Annotated in this window: 22 protein-coding genes; 6 read left to right on the top strand and 16 right to left on the bottom strand. The window is 63.9% G+C overall.

Annotated elements, in window-relative coordinates; all coding sequences use genetic code 11:
- Nucleotides 1–9 precede the first annotated feature (9 nt).
- The 12 genes from flgH to FJ443_RS21690 form a co-directional block, all read right to left on the bottom strand.
- Nucleotides 10–714: a flagellar basal body L-ring protein FlgH gene (gene flgH, locus FJ443_RS21745; RefSeq protein WP_140513639.1), complete on the bottom strand. Its 705-nt coding sequence runs from the start codon at nt 712–714 to the stop codon at nt 10–12.
- Nucleotides 711–1,289: a MotE family protein gene (locus FJ443_RS21740; RefSeq protein ID WP_181167714.1), complete on the bottom strand. Its 579-nt coding sequence runs from the start codon at nt 1,287–1,289 to the stop codon at nt 711–713. The genes flgH and FJ443_RS21740 overlap by 4 nt, the downstream gene beginning before the upstream one ends.
- 3 nt (nt 1,290–1,292) lie before the next feature.
- Nucleotides 1,293–2,534, bottom strand: coding sequence for a flagellar basal body P-ring protein FlgI (locus tag FJ443_RS21735; protein WP_140665839.1), 1,242 nt, complete (start codon nt 2,532–2,534; stop codon nt 1,293–1,295).
- The gene (flgA, locus tag FJ443_RS21730) at nt 2,531–3,055 is read right to left on the bottom strand and encodes a flagellar basal body P-ring formation chaperone FlgA (protein ID WP_140665837.1); all 525 of its coding nucleotides are present in this window, start codon (nt 3,053–3,055) and stop codon (nt 2,531–2,533) included. Before flgA ends, FJ443_RS21735 begins: the two co-directional genes overlap by 4 nt.
- A 5-nt stretch (nt 3,056–3,060) precedes the next feature.
- Nucleotides 3,061–3,849: a flagellar basal-body rod protein FlgG gene (flgG, locus tag FJ443_RS21725; RefSeq protein WP_140513636.1), complete on the bottom strand. Its 789-nt coding sequence runs from the start codon at nt 3,847–3,849 to the stop codon at nt 3,061–3,063.
- A gap of 11 nt (nt 3,850–3,860) precedes the next feature.
- Nucleotides 3,861–4,184: a flagellar hook-basal body complex protein FliE gene (locus FJ443_RS21720; protein WP_181165227.1), complete on the bottom strand. Its 324-nt coding sequence runs from the start codon at nt 4,182–4,184 to the stop codon at nt 3,861–3,863.
- Nucleotides 4,181–4,597, bottom strand: a complete 417-nt coding sequence (gene flgC / locus FJ443_RS21715) for a flagellar basal body rod protein FlgC (RefSeq protein ID WP_140496213.1) — start codon at nt 4,595–4,597, stop codon at nt 4,181–4,183. Before flgC ends, FJ443_RS21720 begins: the two co-directional genes overlap by 4 nt.
- Before the next feature lie 2 nt (nt 4,598–4,599).
- A complete protein-coding gene (gene flgB / locus FJ443_RS21710; protein ID WP_140496212.1) occupies nt 4,600–4,980 on the bottom strand; it encodes a flagellar basal body rod protein FlgB in 381 nt (126 codons plus the stop codon).
- Between the two features lie 86 nt (nt 4,981–5,066).
- The gene (locus FJ443_RS21705; RefSeq protein WP_140665833.1) at nt 5,067–5,726 is read right to left on the bottom strand and encodes a hypothetical protein; all 660 of its coding nucleotides are present in this window, start codon (nt 5,724–5,726) and stop codon (nt 5,067–5,069) included.
- Entirely contained in the window at nt 5,707–7,107 is a 1,401-nt protein-coding gene (gene fliI / locus FJ443_RS21700) for a flagellar protein export ATPase FliI (RefSeq protein WP_140665830.1), read from the bottom strand. The genes FJ443_RS21705 and fliI overlap by 20 nt, the downstream gene beginning before the upstream one ends.
- A gap of 1 nt (nt 7,108) precedes the next feature.
- Nucleotides 7,109–7,831, bottom strand: coding sequence for a flagellar basal-body rod protein FlgF (gene flgF / locus FJ443_RS21695; RefSeq protein WP_140513633.1), 723 nt, complete (start codon nt 7,829–7,831; stop codon nt 7,109–7,111).
- A 2-nt stretch (nt 7,832–7,833) separates the two neighbouring features.
- On the bottom strand, nt 7,834–9,645 hold the full coding sequence (locus FJ443_RS21690; protein WP_140513632.1) for a DUF1217 domain-containing protein: 1,812 nt from the start codon (nt 9,643–9,645) through the stop codon (nt 7,834–7,836).
- A 157-nt stretch (nt 9,646–9,802) separates the two neighbouring features.
- Between FJ443_RS21690 and motA the strand changes: the two genes are divergently transcribed.
- From motA to FJ443_RS21660, 6 genes are read left to right on the top strand one after another with little or no spacing between them, the layout of a single operon-like run.
- Complete coding sequence (gene motA / locus FJ443_RS21685; RefSeq protein WP_140496207.1) at nt 9,803–10,678, top strand: flagellar motor stator protein MotA; 876 nt, start codon at nt 9,803–9,805, stop codon at nt 10,676–10,678.
- Between the two features lie 32 nt (nt 10,679–10,710).
- Nucleotides 10,711–11,658: a FliM/FliN family flagellar motor switch protein gene (locus FJ443_RS21680; protein ID WP_140665827.1), complete on the top strand. Its 948-nt coding sequence runs from the start codon at nt 10,711–10,713 to the stop codon at nt 11,656–11,658.
- A gap of 17 nt (nt 11,659–11,675) precedes the next feature.
- Nucleotides 11,676–12,062, top strand: coding sequence for a flagellar motor switch protein FliN (gene fliN / locus FJ443_RS21675; protein WP_140496205.1), 387 nt, complete (start codon nt 11,676–11,678; stop codon nt 12,060–12,062).
- A 43-nt stretch (nt 12,063–12,105) separates the two neighbouring features.
- Nucleotides 12,106–13,119 (top strand): flagellar motor switch protein FliG, encoded by a 1,014-nt coding sequence (locus tag FJ443_RS21670; RefSeq protein ID WP_140513630.1) that lies wholly within the window; start codon nt 12,106–12,108, stop codon nt 13,117–13,119.
- Nucleotides 13,120–13,128: 9 nt separating this feature from the next.
- On the top strand, nt 13,129–14,211 hold the full coding sequence (gene flhB, locus FJ443_RS21665; protein ID WP_140522313.1) for a flagellar biosynthesis protein FlhB: 1,083 nt from the start codon (nt 13,129–13,131) through the stop codon (nt 14,209–14,211).
- On the top strand, nt 14,208–14,642 hold the full coding sequence (locus FJ443_RS21660) for a hypothetical protein (protein WP_140496202.1): 435 nt from the start codon (nt 14,208–14,210) through the stop codon (nt 14,640–14,642). Before flhB ends, FJ443_RS21660 begins: the two co-directional genes overlap by 4 nt.
- Here the strand turns inward: FJ443_RS21660 and FJ443_RS21655 are convergent, their stop codons facing one another.
- The 4 genes from FJ443_RS21655 to FJ443_RS21640 form a co-directional block, all read right to left on the bottom strand.
- Nucleotides 14,643–15,413 (bottom strand): helix-turn-helix transcriptional regulator, encoded by a 771-nt coding sequence (locus FJ443_RS21655; RefSeq protein ID WP_140513628.1) that lies wholly within the window; start codon nt 15,411–15,413, stop codon nt 14,643–14,645.
- Nucleotides 15,410–16,120 carry a helix-turn-helix transcriptional regulator gene (locus FJ443_RS21650; RefSeq protein WP_140496200.1) on the bottom strand — a complete coding sequence of 237 codons (711 nt, stop codon included), beginning with the start codon at nt 16,118–16,120 and terminating at the stop codon, nt 15,410–15,412. The genes FJ443_RS21655 and FJ443_RS21650 overlap by 4 nt, the downstream gene beginning before the upstream one ends.
- 488 nt (nt 16,121–16,608) lie before the next feature.
- Complete coding sequence (locus tag FJ443_RS21645; RefSeq protein WP_140560338.1) at nt 16,609–17,640, bottom strand: histone deacetylase family protein; 1,032 nt, start codon at nt 17,638–17,640, stop codon at nt 16,609–16,611.
- 23 nt (nt 17,641–17,663) lie between these two features.
- Entirely contained in the window at nt 17,664–18,317 is a 654-nt protein-coding gene (locus FJ443_RS21640) for a TetR/AcrR family transcriptional regulator (protein ID WP_140522311.1), read from the bottom strand.
- Nucleotides 18,318–18,555: the final 238 nt, after the last annotated feature.

Below are 18,555 nucleotides of genomic sequence, written 5' to 3'. Positions count from 1 at the left end.
TCCAATGCCTTAGAACGGAAGAACCTGGTCGAGGATCTGCTGGCCGTAGGCCGGCTGCTGGACCTCGCTGACGCGGCCGCGGCCGCCATAGGAGATGCGCGCCTCGGCGATGCGTTCATAGGAGATGGTGTTCTCCGCGCCGATATCCGACGGGCGCACCATGCCGGCGATGGTAAGCACCCTGAGCTCATAATTGACACGCACTTCCTGCGAGCCCCTGATCATCAAATTGCCATTGGGCAGGACTTCGGTGACGACGGCAGCGACGTTGAGCTCCAGGTTCTCCGAGCGCTTGATCTCGCCGTCCGCATTGGTTTCGGTGCTGGAGCTCAGGCCGGCGTCGCCCTTGCCGCTCGTGCTCTTGTCTTCCCATCCGAGCGTGACGTCGTAACCCAGCTTGCGCGAGGCGGTGCGGCTCCTGTCGTTCTGGTTCTTGAAGTTGGCCTTGTCGTTGAGCTTGATCCTGACGGTGAGAATGTCGCCTTCGCGCAACGCCCTGGGGTCGGTGAACAGCCGGCTCTGGCGATCGTCCCACAGCGAGAATTTCTTGACCGGCGCGGCAGGCGGCTCAGGATAGCTGTAGGGCGAAGCTCCTTCACTGCCGATGCCGGAACCGACCGGCGACAGTGAAGGCTCCCTGCCGATCTCCTTGAGATTGGTGCCGCAGCCGGACAAAGCTGCGACCGCGCACAGGATGAGCGTTCTGCGGATCATGACGGATCTACCCTTCGGGCTGCGCTGGCCATGATGCCGGTGAGCGTCGCCGCCGCCTTCTGGTCCATTTCGTTGAGGATGACGCCGGCCTTGCGCGAATCCAGCTTCATCAGGATGGCCGCGGCGAGATCGGCATTGACGATGGCCAGGCGCTCGGCCGCCGCGTCGGGCTTCATGCCGGCATAGATCTTGACGACGCTGTCCTCGGCCCGGGCCAGGAACACCTCGCGCCGCTTCAGCCAGGTCTCGTATTCGGCCCGCTTTTCGTCCAGTGCCTTCATGCGTTGGTCGATGCCGGCCTGGAGCTGTTTCAACTCCTCCGCCTGCAACACGTAGCGGCGGTCGCGGGCGGCGTCGGCTATGTTGGAGCAGAAGCGCTCGATCTCGCTTTGGTCGGGAGCCTTCTCCCGGGCCAACAGCTGCGGCGCGGGTGCGGGCGGCGCCCCCGGCAGGACCTGGCGGACGGCTTCCTCGGCATGCACGCCGCTGGAAAAGGCCGCCAGAGCGCAGGCCGCGAACAGGATCGCGGCGGGGCGGCATCCTTGATGGAATGAGGGGAAGAAGATCATCGGCATCGCCTATTGGAGAACCAGATCGGCTTGCAGGGCGCCGGCCGACTTGATGCCTTGCAGGATGGCAATGATGCCGTCGGGCTTCACGCCGAGGCGGTTGAGGCCGGAAACAAGGGTTTGCAGGTCCGGGCCGTCGAGCACGGCGACGCGCGCGTCGGGCCGGCTGGCGTCGATGGCGGTGAACGGCTCGACGGCGGTTTCGCCCTTGGAGAATGGTTCGGGCTGCACGACGCGCGGCGCTTCGGTGATGCGCACCGTCAGCGTGCCGTGGCTGATGGCCACGCGTGAGATCTTGACGTCGTTGCCGATGACTATGGTGCCGGTGCGCTCATCGATGACGACGCGGGCCGGCGTATCGGATTCGACCACGAGGTTCTCGATCTCGGCGTAGAAGCGGGCCGCCGATACGCTTTTCGGCCGTCTGATTTGCACGGTGCGGGAATCGCGCTCGGCCGCCACGCGCATGCCGAAGCGCTGGCTGGTGTAGTCATTGATCGCGTCGGCGATGCGAATGGCGGTCGAGAAATCGGGATTGCGCAGCTGCAGCGTCAGTATCGGCTGGTCATCGAACTCGGCCTTCACGGCACGCTCGATGATGGCGCCGTTCGGCACGCGGCCCGCGGTCGGGACGCCTTGCGTCAACTGCTCGGCCTGGCCCTGGGCGGTGAAGCCCGAAACGATGACCGCGCCCTGGCCGACGGCATAGATTTCGCCGTCCGCCGCCTTCAGCGGCGTCATGATCAGCGTGCCGCCGGCGAGCGAGGTAGCGTCGCCCATCGAGGAAACGTCGATGTCGATGCGCGCGCCCGACTGCACGTAGGGCGGCATGTTGGCGGTGACGATGACGGCGGCCACGTTCTTGGCGCGCGCTCTGCCGCCTTCGGTGGCGATGCCGAGATTCTCCAGCATGGCGCGAATCGACTGTTCGGTGAACGGCGAGTTGCGCAGGCTGTCGCCCGATCCGGCGAGGCCGATGACCAGGCCGTAGCCGACGAGCTGGTTGTCGCGCGAACTTTGCAGCTGCGCGATGTCCTTGATGCGCGAGGCGACCTGGCCCGGCGGCAGCGAGCTTGGCCCGGGCGAGACGCGGAACATGCGCGTGGTGGTGGCCGGATCATATCCAGGATCGTCATAGACGCCGCCATTCCTGGCGGCGAGTTCGCGCTTGGCCTTGGGCGTGAGGCCGTCGGCCAAGGCAGGCTGCAGGCCGAGCGCGGCCGCAAGCAGAAGAGCAAGCGGACGCATCATGAAGCGCTGACCTGGATGGTTCCGTCAGCCATCACCGTGCCGGAGAGAATCTTGCCGCTGTCGCTGTTGCGAACCTTGATGAGATCGCCGGCCGAGCCTGGCTGCAAGGTCACGGCGGTGGCCGATATCGTCAATCCGCCGGCGATGAAGAAGACCTGCACGGCTGCGCCCTGCTCGACCAGCCAGGCGTCGCGAATGGCGGCGGCGGGGATGTAGCGGCCGGGCAGCAGCGTGCGCTTGGCGATCTTGCCCTGGAGTTCCTCGGCAAGGGTCGCCACCGCGTCGGGCTTGTGCTTGCCGGGGATGAGGGTCACCTGCTTGAGGGCCGCGAGCTCGATGGTCTCGCCGGGATAAATGACCCGGTTTGGGATCAGCACGACCTCGCCGGCAAGCTGGCTGCTGGCGATCTGCGTTGCCGACCGGTTGGCCGCGTCCTGCGCGAAAGCCGGCATGCCGCCGGTCATCAGCGCAAGGACGAGCGCGGTACGGCGGAACGCGGAGCACGAGACCGGAGCGGCCATTGTCGTTACCTGATGTTCTTGGAGACGACCGAGGCCATGTCGTCGGCGGCCTGGATGACCTTGGAATTCATCTCATAAGCGCGCTGCGCCGAGATCAGTTCGGTAATTTCCTTGACCGGGTCGACGTTGGAGGCCTCAAGATAGCCTTGCTGGATGGTGGCGAAGCCGGGATCGCCGGGCACGCCGGCATTGGCCGGGCCAGAGGCGGTCGTTTCCTGGAACAGATTGTCGCCGAGCGGCGCCAGTCCCGCTTCGTTGGCGAAGTTGACGATCTGGAGCTGGCCGAGATTCTGCAGGTCGGTCTGGCCATCGATGCGGGCGAAGACCTGGCCCGTCTTGTTGACGATGACCTCGACGGCGTCGACCGGGACGTTGATCGCTGGAATGACGCTGGCGCCGTCCACCGTGACCAGCTGGCCTGTGGCGTTGGTGTTGAAGGCGCCGGCGCGGGTGTAGAGCGTGCCGCCATCGGCGCCTTCGATCTGGAACCAGCCCCTGCCGGTGAGCGCCATGTCGAAACTGTTGCCGGTGCTGGTCAGTTCGCCCTGGGTGTGGACGTTGCGCACGGCGGTGGTCTTGACGCCGAGGCCGATCGAGACGCCCTCCGGCACCAGCGAAGCGTTGGAGCGGTTGGGCACGCCTTGCGTGCGGTCGACCTGGTAGAGCAGGTCGGAGAATTCGGCCCGCGCCCGCTTGTAGCCGGTGGTGTTGATGTTGGCGATATTGTTGGCGATGACTTCCAGATTGGTCTGCTGGGCGTTCATGCCGGTGGCGGCGATGGCGAGTGCTTTCATGGCCGAACTCCTCAGATGCCCATGCGGCTGACTTCGAGATAGGCCGAAACGACCTTGTCGCGGATGGCGACGGCGGTCTGCAGCGCCTGCTGGGCGCTCATCACGGCATCGACGACCTGGCGAGTGTCGGCGTCGCCCTTGAGCGCCTGGACCGAGACCTGCTCGGCGTTCTGCAGCGTGTTGACGGTCTTTGTGGCCGCCTGGCTCAGCGCCTCGGCGAAGGAGGTGCCGAGGTTGCCTGCGCTCGCGGGCGCAACGCCGCCCTGAAGCAGCTCAGTCGCCGTGTCGCCAAGTCCAGGCTTCAAGTTGAGCGCGCCGATGCCGTTCACGATCATTGGTTCCTCATCAGGTCGATGGTCATTGAAATGAGATCGCGCGCCTGCTTCACGACTTGCAGGTTAGCCTCGTAGGAGCGGTTGGCCTCGGTCATGTCAGCCATTTCGATCAGCACGTTGACGTTGGGCATCTTGACGTAGCCCTTGTCGTCGGCGGCCTCGTTGCCGGGTTGGAATTCCACGGGAAAATCGCTGGGATCGCGGTCGATCGAGTTCACTTCGACCGTTGAGCTGCCAGTGGTCCGGTCGAGCTCCGAGACGAAGCTGATGGTCTTGCGGCGATAGGGGTCGGAGCCGGGGGTGGTGCCGGTCGACTGGGCATTGGCGAGGTTTTCGGAAACCACGCGCAGCCGCTCCGACTGGGCGCCGAGGCCGGAGGCTGCTACTTTGAGGGCTGCTGTGAGCGCGTCCATGGTCAGCTCTTCACCGCCATCATCATCATCGAATGGAATGCCTTGACGATTGCCGTGTTGAGCTCGAAGGAGCGGCGCACCTCACCGGCCTTGAGAAGCTGGTCCTCGAGCACGACGGTGTTTTTTGACGGCATGACGACGCCGTCGTCTTCCTGTGGCTTGATCGCGAAACCGGCATTGGTCGCGGCGCTGCCGAGGTGTCCGGCCTGTGTCGTCTGCAACGACACCGCCGCGCGGTCGAGCACCTTTTCGAACGGCTCGACATCGTTTGCCGTATAGCCCGGCGTGTTGGCGTTGGCGATGTTGCCGGCGACCGCCGACTGACGCACGGCCAGCCATTGCGCCTGCTTGGCGGCGAGATCGAAAAGAGAAACGGGCTCCATGGGAATCTCCGGGCGTGTGCCCAAAGACTAGGCCGCCAGTCTTGCGCGGACCTTGCGGGCGGACGCAACCGGCAAGCGCGGCGAACTTATCTGGAAAGCTCGATCACCTGGTTGGCGCTGGTGACCATCACCCATTTGCCGTTGCGTTGCTCGATCGACGACACCTTGTTGGAATCCGGCAGTATCGAGCCGCGCTGGACCATCCACAGCCCGGTGTCGTCCTCGATCATGGCGCGGCCATTGGCGACGTGGACCATGCGGAATTTGGTGACGTCGGCTGGAAAGGGCTGGTCATCTGGTGCCGGGGCGGCGCTGGGATCGTCCTGCACGGTTCCGGTGGCAAGCAGGTCGATATTGGCATTCGGAACGTCCTTGGCCGTCAGCGGCGCGCTGCGCTCGGCAACCACGCCGCCGCCCTCGCGTCCAGAATTGGTGCCGGTGCCGCCGAACTTGATTGCCTGGACGCCGAACTGTTCCTGATTGAAGAAGATATACCAGGGAAACAGCGCGCAGATCAGGCCGAGCGTGATGCCGAGCGCGGCGATGACGAAGTCGCTGCGCCGCCCGGCCTTCTTGCCCAGCCTGGGAAACGCGGTCTTGGGCGGCTGCGGCCATTGCGGCGCCGCGAAGAGCCCGTCGATGGCCGAGTTGCGGCTGGCTTCTATCTCTTCTTCGGCTTTCGCCTCAGCGATCATTTCGCGCAGGATGCGCTCGGTATGCTGGAGCTCAGTCCCCTGGTTCGGCATTCTGCTTTCCCTTGAGATGGCGGGCGAGATCGGAGAACGGATCAGCGGACGGGCGGTCCTTGGGCGATTGCATCAGCGCCTCGTAGATCAGGGGTACCTGGCGCACCGCCATGTCGAGTTCCACGTCGGCGCCGCCCTGGTAGGCGCCAAGCAGGCGGATGTCGCGCGTGTCCTCGAAGCGGGAGATCATCGACTTCAGCCGCGTCACCAGCGCGCGCTGCTCGACGCTCCAAGCCTTGCCGGCCAGGCGTGATATGGACGACAGCGGATTGACCGGCGGATAGCGGCCCTGTTCGGCGATCGCGCGGTCGAGCACGACATGGCCGTCAAGGATGCCGCGCACGGAATCGGCCACCGGATCGTTGTGGTCGTCGCCGTCGACCAGCACGGAAATGATCGCGGTGATCGATCCTTTCCCTTCCACTCCCGGCCCGGCGCGTTCGAGCAGCTTCGGCAGCTCGGTGAAAACCGAAGCGGGATAGCCGCGCGCGACCGGCGGCTCACCCGTTCCCGTCGCCACTTCGCGCAGGGCGTGGGCAAAGCGGGTGATCGAATCCAGCACCAGAAGCACGCGGTGGCCCTGGTCGCGAAAATGTTCGGCGACGCGCATCGCGGTGTCCGGCGCGCGCCGGCGCATCATGGCGCTTTCGTCGCTCGTGGCGACGACGGCTACGGTCTTGGCCATGCTGTCGCCGATCGTGTCCTCGAGGAATTCGCGGACTTCGCGGCCGCGTTCGCCGATCAGCGCCACAACGACGGTGTCGAAAGCGTCTGCGCCGGCGAGCATGGCCAGCAGCGTCGACTTGCCGACACCGGAACCGGCAAAGACGCCCATGCGCTGGCCGAAACAGAGCGGCGTGAAAATGTCGATGATCTTGACCCCGGTCATGAAGGCGGTCCCGACGCGCTGGCGCGCCATGGCGCCCGGCGTTGCGGCGGCGGCCGACATGCCGTCGCCCCTGACCAATGGCGGACCGCCGTCGATCGCCCTTGTGAGCGCGTCGATCGTGCGGCCGCGCCACGAGGCATGCGGCGCCACCGCGAGCGGACCGCGACGGAAAACGGCGTCGCCTATGCCGGCATCGGCACTGCGTTCGAAGGGGGCCACGACAATCTCGTCGCGGCTGATCTTGACGATCTCGCCGCGGCGCGTGCCGGCATGGCCGCGCTGTTCGACAAGATCGCCCAGCCTGGCGAAATCCGAAAGGCCGCGCACCTTGTAATGCGTCGATGTGACTTCGGTGACGAGGCCGCCGCGTTTGAGCAGTCCCTCGGCATCGCTGAAGCGCCGCCATATCCGCTCCAGCGCGGCAAGCCGGTCTTCCGGCGTTGGCTGGGGCAGTCTTTCGGGTGCGCGCAGGGTTGGCTGGTCGAGCGACATGTTACTTCGAGCCGAGCGTCTTGATCGCCTCGTCGGTGGAGGAATCAGTCTGCCGCATCAAGGCGGCGGTGTTCTCGAAAGCGCGCTGGACCATGATCAGCCGCGTCATCTCCAGCACCGGATTGACGTTGGATTCCTCGACGAAGCCCTGGGCGACGCCGATATCGGCGCGATCGGTCACCGGCTCGGGCGTGCGCGCCGGCACGATACCGGAATTGCCGTAGCGCACGAAATTCTCACCCGGATCGAAATTGTACAGGCCGATGGAGCCTACCAGCTGATCGTTCTGGCGCAACGATCCGTCGGCTCCGGCCTTGGGCGGGCCGTTGCGGGGGTCGAGCTGGATCGGTGCGCCGCCGGCGTCGAGCACGGGATGGCCCTCGACCGACATCAGCTCGCCATTCTCGTTCATCGAGAAGCGGCCATCGCGGGTCATGACGGTGCCGACCGGCGTCTCGATGGCGAACCAGGCGTCGCCCTGTATGGCGAAATCGAACGGATTGCCGGTCTCGGTCAGAGAGCCATGGGCGCCGGAAAGGTAGGTCTTGCCCGAGGAGGCGAAGGACACGGATTTCGGCCCGGTGCCGGACACCACGTCCTCGAACTTCACGCCGGTGGCGCGAAAGCCGACGGTCGAAGCGTTGGCGACATTGTCGGCGATCGTGTCGAGCCGACGCTCGAGCGCGATCTGCGAGGAAAGGGCGACGTAGAGACTGTCCCGCATGGTCAGAACTTCAACTTCTGCATGGCCATCATCAGGTCGGTGGAGATCCCCGCCGTGACCGGCTTGGCGAAGAGCACGCTGATCGACGACACGGCTGACGAGGTCGGGTGGTTGATCTCGTACATGGAGGTGAAGCGGGTCAGGAACTTGCCGAGCTTTTCGGGGTCGGAGAAATCGGAAATGTCGAGCTTCTGCTCGAACAGCTGCGCCTGCTTGTCGACGTCGGCGGTGGCGAAGGAATCGGGCAAGCCGAGCACTGTGCGCACCACACTGGCAAGAGCGGTGTCGGCGAGCACATTATACCAGCTGGTGATATCAGGCGCCTTGCGCTGGAAATAGAGCGCCAGCCGTACGCCCTCGTTTGTTTGGCCGGCATCCTCCTCCAGCGTCTGGCGCATGTATTTGTCGACGGTCGGCTGCTGTGCCGGATTGGTCGTGGTGGCCGCTTCGCCGTATTGTTCGAAGTTGAAGGCGGAGGCGAGCCCGGCATAGGCTTTGTTGGTCATCTTGTTGGCGACGCTGTCGGGGTCGCGGACGCCACCGGCCAGGACGCTGCGGATCAGGTCCTTGCTCTCTGTCGCCGGATCGAGCGCGTAGGCCGAGAGGGCATAATTGTACAAGCGGCTGTTGGCCATCAGATCGTCGATGGATTTCACGTTCGTGATGTTCGCCAGGTAATATGCGGTCTCCGACTTGATGTAGTCCGCATTCGGCTTGATCAGGCCAAGCGCCGACTCTGTCGTGTAGATTTTCGGCGTATCTTTCAGCACTGCGTCGCGCGAGGTTGTCTGATCGCCGTATTGGGCAAAATCGAAGGCCGTGACAAAGTTGGCGTATCGTTTATCGGTCAGCTTGTTTGCAGGGCTGTTGGGATCGCTCACGCCGCCCTCGAGCATGGCGCGGATCTGCCGCGGGGTTTCGGTTGACGCATCCAGTCCATAGGACGCCATGGCGAATGTAAGCAGGCGCTTGTCCGCCATGAGGTCGTCAATCGACTTCACCTTGGAAACGTTTGCCGCGTAGTAGTCGGCCTCGCCCTTGACGTACTGCGCGCTCGGCTTGACCAACGTCAGCCCGGCTCCGGCCATGTAGCCCTTAGGCACCGCCTGCTGGACGTTGTCGCGCGTGGTCGTCTGATCGCCATACTGGGCGAAGTCGAACGTCGAGACGAAGTTGGCGTAACTCTTGTCGGTCAGCTTGTTGGCGGGACTGTTGGGATCGCTGACGCCACCTTCGAGCATCGCCCTGACCGTTGCGGCCGGTTCGGTTTCGGCGTCGAGCCCGAATGCGGCCATCGCGTATGTCAGCAGGCGGCTGTCGCCCATCAGGTCGTCGATCGACTTAACCTTGGAGATGTTGGTGACATAATAGGCGGTTTCGCTCTGATAGTAAGAGAAGCCCGCCTGCGAGGCGCCGATCTGGACTTGCAGCGCATAGTTGCCGGTCACCAGCTGCTGCGCCTTGTTGTAAACGGTGGTATTGGCGCCGTTGGCTGCGAAGTTGAAGGCGCTGACAAATTCGGCGTAGCGCTTGTCGGTCAGCTTGTTGGCGAAACTGTCGGGGTCGGAAACGCCTTCCTTGAGCGCCTTGACCATGAACGCCTTGGCGTAAGCCATGTCTTCCAGGCCGTAGGCCTTCATGGCATATTTGAACAAACGGTCATTGTTGACGAAATCGTCGATCGATTTCACCTTGGTGATGTTGTCCAGATAATATTTGGTGTCGCGATCGACCGTCGGCTGCTTTTCGATGCGGTCGATCGACTTGTCGATGTCCCTGGTGATCAACTGGTAGCTGGTATAGGTACTGAGCAAGGACGCGCCTCCGGCCGAAGCTATGCCAGCACAATAGACTCACTTCCTTGCGCGAAACTGAATCGCGCCAATCGGCTCGATGCCGCTCCGATTCAAGCCTCACACAAGGCACGGGGACTATCCCTTGCACCTGACTTGAAATGCGGAAGGACCTCTCGTGGGCATTCTGATTGGACTGGTGGTGACGCTCGGCTGCGTCCTTGGCGGCTTCATGGCCATGGGCGGGCATCTGCATGTGCTGATGCAGCCCTGGGAAGCGGTGGTTATCTGCGGCGCCGCACTCGGCACCTTCCTCGTCGCCAATCCGATGAAAACGGTCAAGGACACCGGCAGGGGCATCCTCGAAGCCTTCAAGCAGGCCGTGCCGAAGGAGCAGGATTATCTGGAAACGCTCGGCGTGCTGCACAGCCTGATGCGTGAACTGCGTTCGAAGTCGCGCAGCGAGGTCGAGGCGCATATCGACAATCCCGAGGAATCGGCGATCTTCCAGGCATTCCCCACCGTGCTGAAGAACCACGACCTGACGCATTTCATCTGCGACTATTGCCGGATCATCATCATCGGCAACGCCCGTTCGCACGAGATCGAGGCGCTGATGGATGAGGAAATCCAGACCATCAAGTCCGACAAGATGAAAGCCTACCACGCGCTGGTGGCGGTCGGCGACGGCCTGCCGGCGCTCGGCATCGTCGCCGCCGTGCTCGGCGTGGTCAAGGCGATGGGCGCGCTCGACCAGTCGCCGGAAATCCTTGGCGGCCTGATCGGCGCCGCCCTCGTCGGCACCTTCCTCGGCATCTTCCTGTCTTACGCGGTGGTCGGGCCCGTCGCCACCAAGATCAAGACGGTGCGCGAGAAGAAGAACCGCCTCTACATCATCGTCAAGCAGACGTTGCTCGCCTATATGAACGGCGCCCTGCCGCAGGTGGCGATCGAGTTCGGCCGCAAGACCATATCGTCCTATGAACGGCCGACCATCGACGCCGTCGAGCAGAGCACGATGAACACCGGCTCCGCCGAGAAAAGGGCCGCCTGAGCGATGCGCGACAGATCGGTGCCGACATTGTCATGACCAGTCCCGGCAGTCCCTCACAAGCGCGCTCCCTGATCATCGAGCGCCTGGTCGGCGACAGCGGCGAGGCCGCCCAGGTCATCGGCGCCGGCCGGGGCATGGCAGAGCGCGCTGCGCCGCTGCTGCAGAAGAGCCTGACCAGTGAGCTTGGAGTTCCGGTCACCGTCGATCTCAGGGGGGTCGAGGTCAGCCGCGTCGCGGAGGCCCGCTCCCGTGCCGGCGATACGTTTGCCATGACCATCGTTGCGTCAGCCACGTCCTCCGATGCCATGACCCTGGTGATCGATGCGCCGGCGATCGCGGTCACGCTTTGCACGCTGTTCGGCGGCGACCCGGAGATGCCGGCATCGCCGATAGAGCGTGATCTGTCGCAGATCGAGGTCGATGTTTCGACCATGATGTTCCAGCAGGTCGCGCAGGCACTGAACGGATCGGGACGACGGTCGCTCGACCTGCGCCTGCCAGTGCCGCGGGCGATGTCGGGCACCGAAGCCAAACGACACGTGTTCCGCGACGGCGCTGCAATCCGCATCGTCTTCGGCATCTCGACGCCGGCCGACAGCGGCACCGTCACGGTGACGATGCCGCAGCGTGTCGTGCTGGCCAGCCGAGACAGCGCTGCTGCCGGCGGCGAGAACGATCAGGGCGCCAGCTGGCGCGCGCGCTTTTCGGAAGAAGTGATGCGCTCCACGGTAGCGCTCGAGGGGACCATGCCGCTGGCCCGACTGACGCTCGGCGATCTTGCCGATTTCGAAATTGGCCAGATCATCGAATTCGAGGCAACGGCGCAATCGCAAGCGCGTCTCGGCGCGCGCGGCAAGACGCTGTTCGTATGCGAGTTCGGCAAGCTGGGACAGAATTACACCGTCCGGATCAAGCATCCCTATGATGCCGGACAGGATTTTATCGACGGGCTCATGCCGGCTGGTGCCGGGCACGCCTGAGCTTTTGGAGACGATGCATGGCCAAGACCAAGGCAGAAGCCGAAATCGACCAGCCGGACGAGCAGCTCGACCGCGCCATCGAGGAATTGCGCGGGGTTCTGCATGAAGAGGAACAGCGCCCCGATATCGCGTTCAAGGCCGCGTCCGCGGCCAATTCGAGCGTCATCATGAACATCCCAGTCGACGTCCAGATCATCCTCGGCAGCACCGAGATGCCGGTGTCCGACCTGATGGCGCTGCAGAAGGGCTCCACGGTGGCGCTCAACCGCCGCATCGGCGAACCGGTCGACGTGGTGGTCAACGGCCGCAGAATAGCGCGCGGCGAGATCACCGTGCTCGAAAGCGACCCGTCGCGCTTCGGCATCAGGCTGACCGAAATCATCGCCGGCACGAAGGGCGCGTGAAGATGCGTCGCGGGTCTTGCCGGCGGCAGCGGGAGCGAAAGGCATGACAACGTCCCTTTCCCTGACGCGTCCGCAGAAGGCGGCCGCCATACTGGTGGCGATGGGCAAGCCGTCGGCCAGCCGCCTCTTGAAATTCTTCAAGCAGGAGGAATTGAAGGCGCTCATCGAGGGCGCCCGGCTGCTCAGGACCATTCCGCAAGGCGATCTCGAGCGCATCGTCGCCGAGTTCGAGGCGGAGTTCACCGAAGGGGCGGGACTGCTCGATTCCGCCGACAGGATGGACACCATCCTCAATGAATCGCTGTCACCCGAAGAGATGAGCGCGATCATGGGTGACAAGAAATTCGAGGTTGCGCCGGAAGGTCCGCCGCCGATCTGGCCCGAGCTCGAGAAGCTCGAGCCGGTGCGGCTTGGTACTTTCCTGGCCGGTGAACATCCGCAGACTGCGGCCATGGTGCTGTCGAAGCTGGCGCCGCAGGCGGCGGCGAGCGTGCTGTTGACGTTGAGCAAGCCGACGCGCGGCGAGATCATCAAGCGCATGGTGACGATGGCCAATGTTCCCGACGCCGCCAGCAGGATCGTCGAAAATCGGCTGCGCACCAGCGTGCTGGCGGAAACCGCGACCAAGGATACATCGGCCGGACAGGCGCGCGTCGCCAGCGTTCTCAACGAATTGGACAAGCCGCTGCTCGAGGAGGTCATGCAGGACCTGGAGGCCGCCGGCACGCCCGATCTCGACGGCGTCCGGGCTCGGCTGTTCTCCTTCGACGATTTGCCGCTGCTTACCCAGAAAGCGCGCGTGCTTCTATTCGACGGGCTGTCGACCGAACTGGTCACGCTGGCGCTGCGCGGCACTTCGGCGATCCTTGCCGAAGCGGCGCTGTCGGCGATCGGCGCGCGCTCGCGGCGCATGATCGAAGCCGAACTCGGACAAGGATCCGAAGGGGTTCCCCTCGCCGACATCATGGCGGCGCGCAAGACGATCGTGACGACGACAATCCGGCTGGCGCGCGAAGGCGCGTTCGAGCTTCCCGCGACCCAGAACGCCGCCGCCTAAGGCCGGATCATGGCAGAGGCGGTCGACAAGGATTCCAAAACCGAAGAAGCGACGGAAAAGAAGATCCGCGACACCATCGAACAGGGCAAGCTGCCCCATTCGAGGGAGACCGCGCTCCTGGCCTCCTTCGTCGCCATACTGGTGTTCACCGTCTTCTACGCCAAGGATGCCATTGTCGATCTCGGCATGTTCCTGTCGATGTTCCTGGAGAAGCCGGAAGCCTGGCCGATGGACACCGAGACCGACGTCATCGCGCTCTACAAGATCGTCATGCTGGAGGTGGGCCGTGCCATCCTCAGCCTGCTGGTGCTCCTGACCATCGCCGGCATCGGCGCCTCGGTGTTCCAGAACATGCCGCAGTTCGTCGGCGAACGCATCAGGCCGCAGCTGTCGCGCATCTCGATCGTCAAGGGCTGGAACAGGCTGTTCGGGGTGCAGGGCTGGGTCGAGTTCCTGAAGGCGCTCGGCAAGGTGGGCTTCGCCATCGTCGTGCTCGCCTTCACGCTGTCCGAGGATCACCGCAAGCTGCTCGCCGGCATGATCACCAATCCCGTCGCCTTCGGCCTCGTCATCCGCGGCATCGCGGTCGACATACTGGTGGCGATCGTCTTCGTCATGGGCCTGATCGCGGCGATCGACATCGTCTGGTCGCGCTTCCACTGGAAGCAGGACCTGCGCATGAGCAAGCAGGAGGTCAAGGACGAGTTCAAGCAGTCCGAGGGTGACCCGATCGTTAAGTCGCGGCTGCGCTCGCTGGCGCGCGACCGCGCTCGCAAGCGGATGATGACGGCGGTGCCGCGCGCGACGTTGATCATCGCCAACCCGACGCACTTCTCGATCGCGCTTAAATATGTGCGCGACGAGGATTCGGCACCGCTGGTGCTGGCCAAGGGGCAGGATCTGGTGGCGCTCAAGATCCGCGAAATCGCGCGCGAGCACAACATCCCGATCTTCGAGGACGTGGCGCTCGCCCGCTCCATGTACAAGCAAGTTTCGGTCGATAGTGTGATCCCGTCGCAATTCTACCAGGCCGTCGCCGAACTGGTGCGGATCGTCTACTCGAAAAAGGCTGAGCGCAGACAGATTTCATGAACCGCCAACCGCACGCCAACTCCCGCGAGATCATCGTCGCCAGCGCCATCGAGCAAGTCGTGGCGGAGCTCAGGCTGATCGATGTCGCCGATTATATCGCCTTCATCCGGCTGGAGCATTTCGCCTGCCTGTCGGACCTGGTCGATTCCGCGGCGGAGCTGTTCTTCAAGCCGGGCACGCTGAGGCTCGGCCATGGCGGCGAGGCGCATGTCGACTGGAGCGGCAGCCCGCGCATCGTGCTCGATCTCGAGCTTCGGCCGCCCGGCGTCACCGTCTATTTCCAGCTGACGCTGAGCGAAAAAGGCGCCTCGGTCGCGGTCAACTACGTGTCGTTCGAAAAGCCCGGCGAGGACCCCGAGCACAACACCGCCTTGCTTGAGGCGGTGGTCGAACAGGCGCGTATCCGCAAGGTCGAGCCGCTGGCGTTCTAACTATTCGATCAGGCCGAGCCGCAGCGCCTTGGCGACCGCCTGGTTGCGGTTGACGGCGTTGAGCTTCTGGGTCGACTGGGTGAGATACTGGTTGGCGGTATGCACCGACAGTTTCAGCAGCCGCGCTATCTCCTCGCTGGTATTGCCGTTGGCGGTCAGCTTCAGGCATTCGAGCTCGCGCTTGGAGATCGCGCGCGTCTTGCCGACATCGCCCGGCCGCATGCGGGCGACAGCGGCGAACAGCGAAAAGCAACGGGCGTGGATTTCATAGAGCGCGTCCTGCGGCAGGGCGATCTCCGAGCCGAGGAAGACGACGAGGCCGCATTGGCCGCGATCGGCGTGGACGGGAAAGGCGATGCCGCTGCTGCCGGGCGCCAGCGGCGCCATCTGCTCGGTCCAAGCAAGGCCGCCGAACATCTCGCTCATGGCCGCCACACCGTCATCCGTCCACCAGCGCGGTTCGGTCGAGATCCTGCTATGGCGCACGATCTCCTCGCCATTGGCGCCCGAGATGAACTTGGTCGCCACCGATATGCCGGGATAGTCGGAATCGAAGCACGGCACCAGCCGCGCCCGCTCGAGCGACGGGCTGACGAAGAACAGGCCGAAGGCCGAGGCATTGATGTCGACGGCGATCCACCGGCAGCGCCGCACAGCATCGGGAATGGTCACGGCGTGATGCGTTTCGGAGCCGAGCGAGAAGGCACCGAACGGATTGCGCTGGTCGTTAAAAAGGGCCTCGGCGGCCTGCTTGACGTCGGCCTGTTTCAAATGATGCCGCTCCTGATCGCCGTGGCGATGGCCATCGCGCGGTTGCTGGCCGCGAATTTCTGGATGGCGTGGGTGATGTAGCTGTTGACGGTGTTGGAGGACACGCCAAGGATGACGGCAACCTCGTCCGTGGTCTTGCCTTCCGAGACCCAGAACAGGCATTCGCGCTCGCGGTCCGACAGCGGATCCTGCATGGCGGCGGCGGCGATCAGTTGCGGAATATGCGAGAGCGCGTAGCAGCACTTCAACTGCGCCTTCATCAGCGCCGGTTGGTCGATCCGACCGGCGGCTGCCGCCGAGAACAGCGCGAACAGGCGTTGGCGGCCGACATTCAGCCTGAGCGAATAGATCTCGGCATGGCCGAGCACGTCGAGCAGACGTGCCTCTTCGCCGGAGACCAGCCCCTCGGCCTGTGGTGCCTGCGCCGACACCAGCGGCCTTGGACGCATGCCCGGCGCGACGGTGAGCGCGCCCTGGGCAAGGCCAGCGATTAGCCGCTTGCCGATCAGTTCGATGGCGTCGAAAATCCAGTTGGACGAAACGATGCGCGCGTCGTTGCGGTCCTGATCGTGGACGATGGCGACCAGCATATAGCTGTCGGCACCGATCTCGGCGGTCAACTCCATGAAAAAGCTGGTGAGATCGCCGCGCGACGTCAGGCGCGAGCCCAATGTGTCGGATTGAAGAAGCGCGGCGGGACTGCTCATTTGCTGTTTTTGGCCGGAATCGATGCTGATGTCCGGATGCTGGAGAGCCAGCCGCCGAACCGGAAAACGCGTTACATTTACGAGACACACACAAGCGCGGGGTCGCGCCCGATCAGACGGAATCCATTCAGGGAACGCGAAGCCGTCCGCGTCTGGCGCCGGAATATTCCGGCACGTGAGACTTTGGGTGGTCGCCGCGCCCCCCGAGGACCGGCTGATTCGGGTCTAATCTACCCGTAGATGAATCTGACATCAAACGCGATTTGACAAAATCGAATCGAGTGGACTCAAGCCGCGACTCAGGCGCCGATTTTCGCGCGTTTCGGTGCGTGGAAATACCCGAGCCATGCAAGCCGGTCATCTCGGCCGGGCTGTTTCGGTCGCGCAAGCCAAGGTCCGAGAGGATGTCGCTGGAGGATGTCAAAGAGCGGCTGACGCCGCCCTTTTTCGTGTTTCCCTGAAAGCTGCCGCGCTGTGGGCAGCCGGTTTCACCGGTCCTCGAAGCCGGTCAGGACGCCGACGGCATTGATGCCGATTTCCTCGACGGCGTAGCCGCCTTCCATGACGAACAGCGTCGGCAGGCCGAGCCTGGCGATGCGGCGGCCGATCATGGGATAGTCCGACGACTTGAGCTTGAACTGGCTGATCGGATCCTTCTCGAACGTGTCGACGCCGAGCGAGACGATGACGACGTCTGGCGCGTAGGCGGCGAGCCTGGCGCAGGCGTCTTCCAGCGAGGCGCTCCAGGCGTCCCAGCCGGTGCCGAACGGCATGGGATAGTTGATGTTGAAACCTTCGCCCGCGCCGGCGCCACGCTCGTCGGCATGGCCGAGGAAGAACGGATATTCGACCATCGGGTCGCCGTGCAAATTGAGGACCTGCACGTCGGCGCGGTCGTAGAAGATCTCCTGTGTGCCGTTGCCGTGATGATAGTCGACATCGAGGATCGAGATGCGGCTGGCCCCCTGGTCGCGGAACCACTGCGCGGCAACGGCCGCGTTGTTGATGTAGCAATAGCCGCCCATGAAGCCGGCTCCGGCATGGTGGCCGGGCGGACGGCAGAGCGCGAAGGCGGAGGCTTCGCCGGCCTTGACCAGGCCCGCGGCGGTCAGCGCGACGTCGTAGGAGGACTTGATCGCATCCCATGTTCCTTCGACGAAGGTGGCGCCGCCGTCGAAGGAATAATAGCCGAGCAGGGCGTCGACGCGCTTGGGCGGCACGTCGCCGCGCAGGCCGCGTGTCGGCCAGGTGAAGGGCATGGCTGTGCCTGTGTGGCCCTCGGCGATCCATTGCGGCCAGACCGTCGGCAGGAAATCGACGTAGTCGGCCCTGTGGATGCGCTTGGCGGCGGCAAGATCATGCTCGGCCGGCGCGATGATCGGCCCGAGTTTCTCGCTGTCGACCCGCGCCTTGATGAACTCGGCGCGCGAGGGTTTTTCGAAACCCGGCACGATCGCCGATGTGACCAGTTCCATCTGGCCGGCGTGGCCGGCGTGAAGCGGCGAATAGACAGTCTTCATAAAATTCCTCTCGAAATGCGAAATCAGTCAAGGTTGAGGTAGGGGGTCACCAGAGCGAGCCACATGGTTTCGACATCGTCCTCGATGAGGTCGTATGTCCGGCGATCCCTTTTCAGGCCGACAAGACGGCAGGCGTGTCCGACCTCCATCATCAGCACGCCGAGCCGGTTGGCGACCTTGTCTTCGAGAGCCGGGTTCACGTGCCGCAGCCACGCCGCATAGAGGGCGATGATCTGGTCGTCATACTCGTTCTGGATCGGTCTCAGGTCGGCGTTGCCTGAAATCGCCTCGATCACCGGCATCAGGCTGGCATTGTCGAGATAAAGCCTGGAGGTATCGGTGAAGAGCCTGCGCACCTCCCGCCGAAACTCCTCGCGGTTGGTGGGCGGATCGACCCTGATGCGCCTCGCGATCACTTCGGGAAAGGATGACAGCCAGCGCCGGGCGAGGTCCAGGAGAATGGCTTCCTTGTTGGGAAAGTATTGGTAGACCGAACCGACCGACAGGCCCGCGCGCTGCGCTATGGCGAGCGTCGTCGGCGTCCTTGTCCCTTGCTCGCGGGTCAGGATCAGCGCCGCGTCGAGAATCCGGTCCACCACCTTGCTCGACCGTTGTTGCCGCGGCTGCTTGCGCGGTTCGAGCGCTATCCTGGTTTTGCGATCGAGATTGCGCTTCACGGCTTGATGTCCTCGTTCCCCGCCCGGTCCCAACATCGGGGCGGGGTTATCCACAATACATTGCAAATTCCGCATGTTGACAAACGCGAATGATTAGTCGCATTCTTTTATCCACGCTGCCTTGGGGATAACAAGGGGAATTTCGAAGACAGCGCGCCGGCATCATCTTTTCCCATCGCCCCTCCCGCGGAGCGGCAGCTCGTGGGCAGTGGTTGTCGGTCTCAGTCAAAAGCGCGGA

This window comes from Mesorhizobium sp. B2-6-1, assembly GCF_006440475.1.
In the GTDB taxonomy this organism is placed as follows: Bacteria; Pseudomonadota; Alphaproteobacteria; order Rhizobiales; family Rhizobiaceae; genus Mesorhizobium.
The sequence above is the reverse complement of the archived record's forward strand: the minus strand, read 5'-3'. Positions and strand labels throughout refer to the sequence as shown.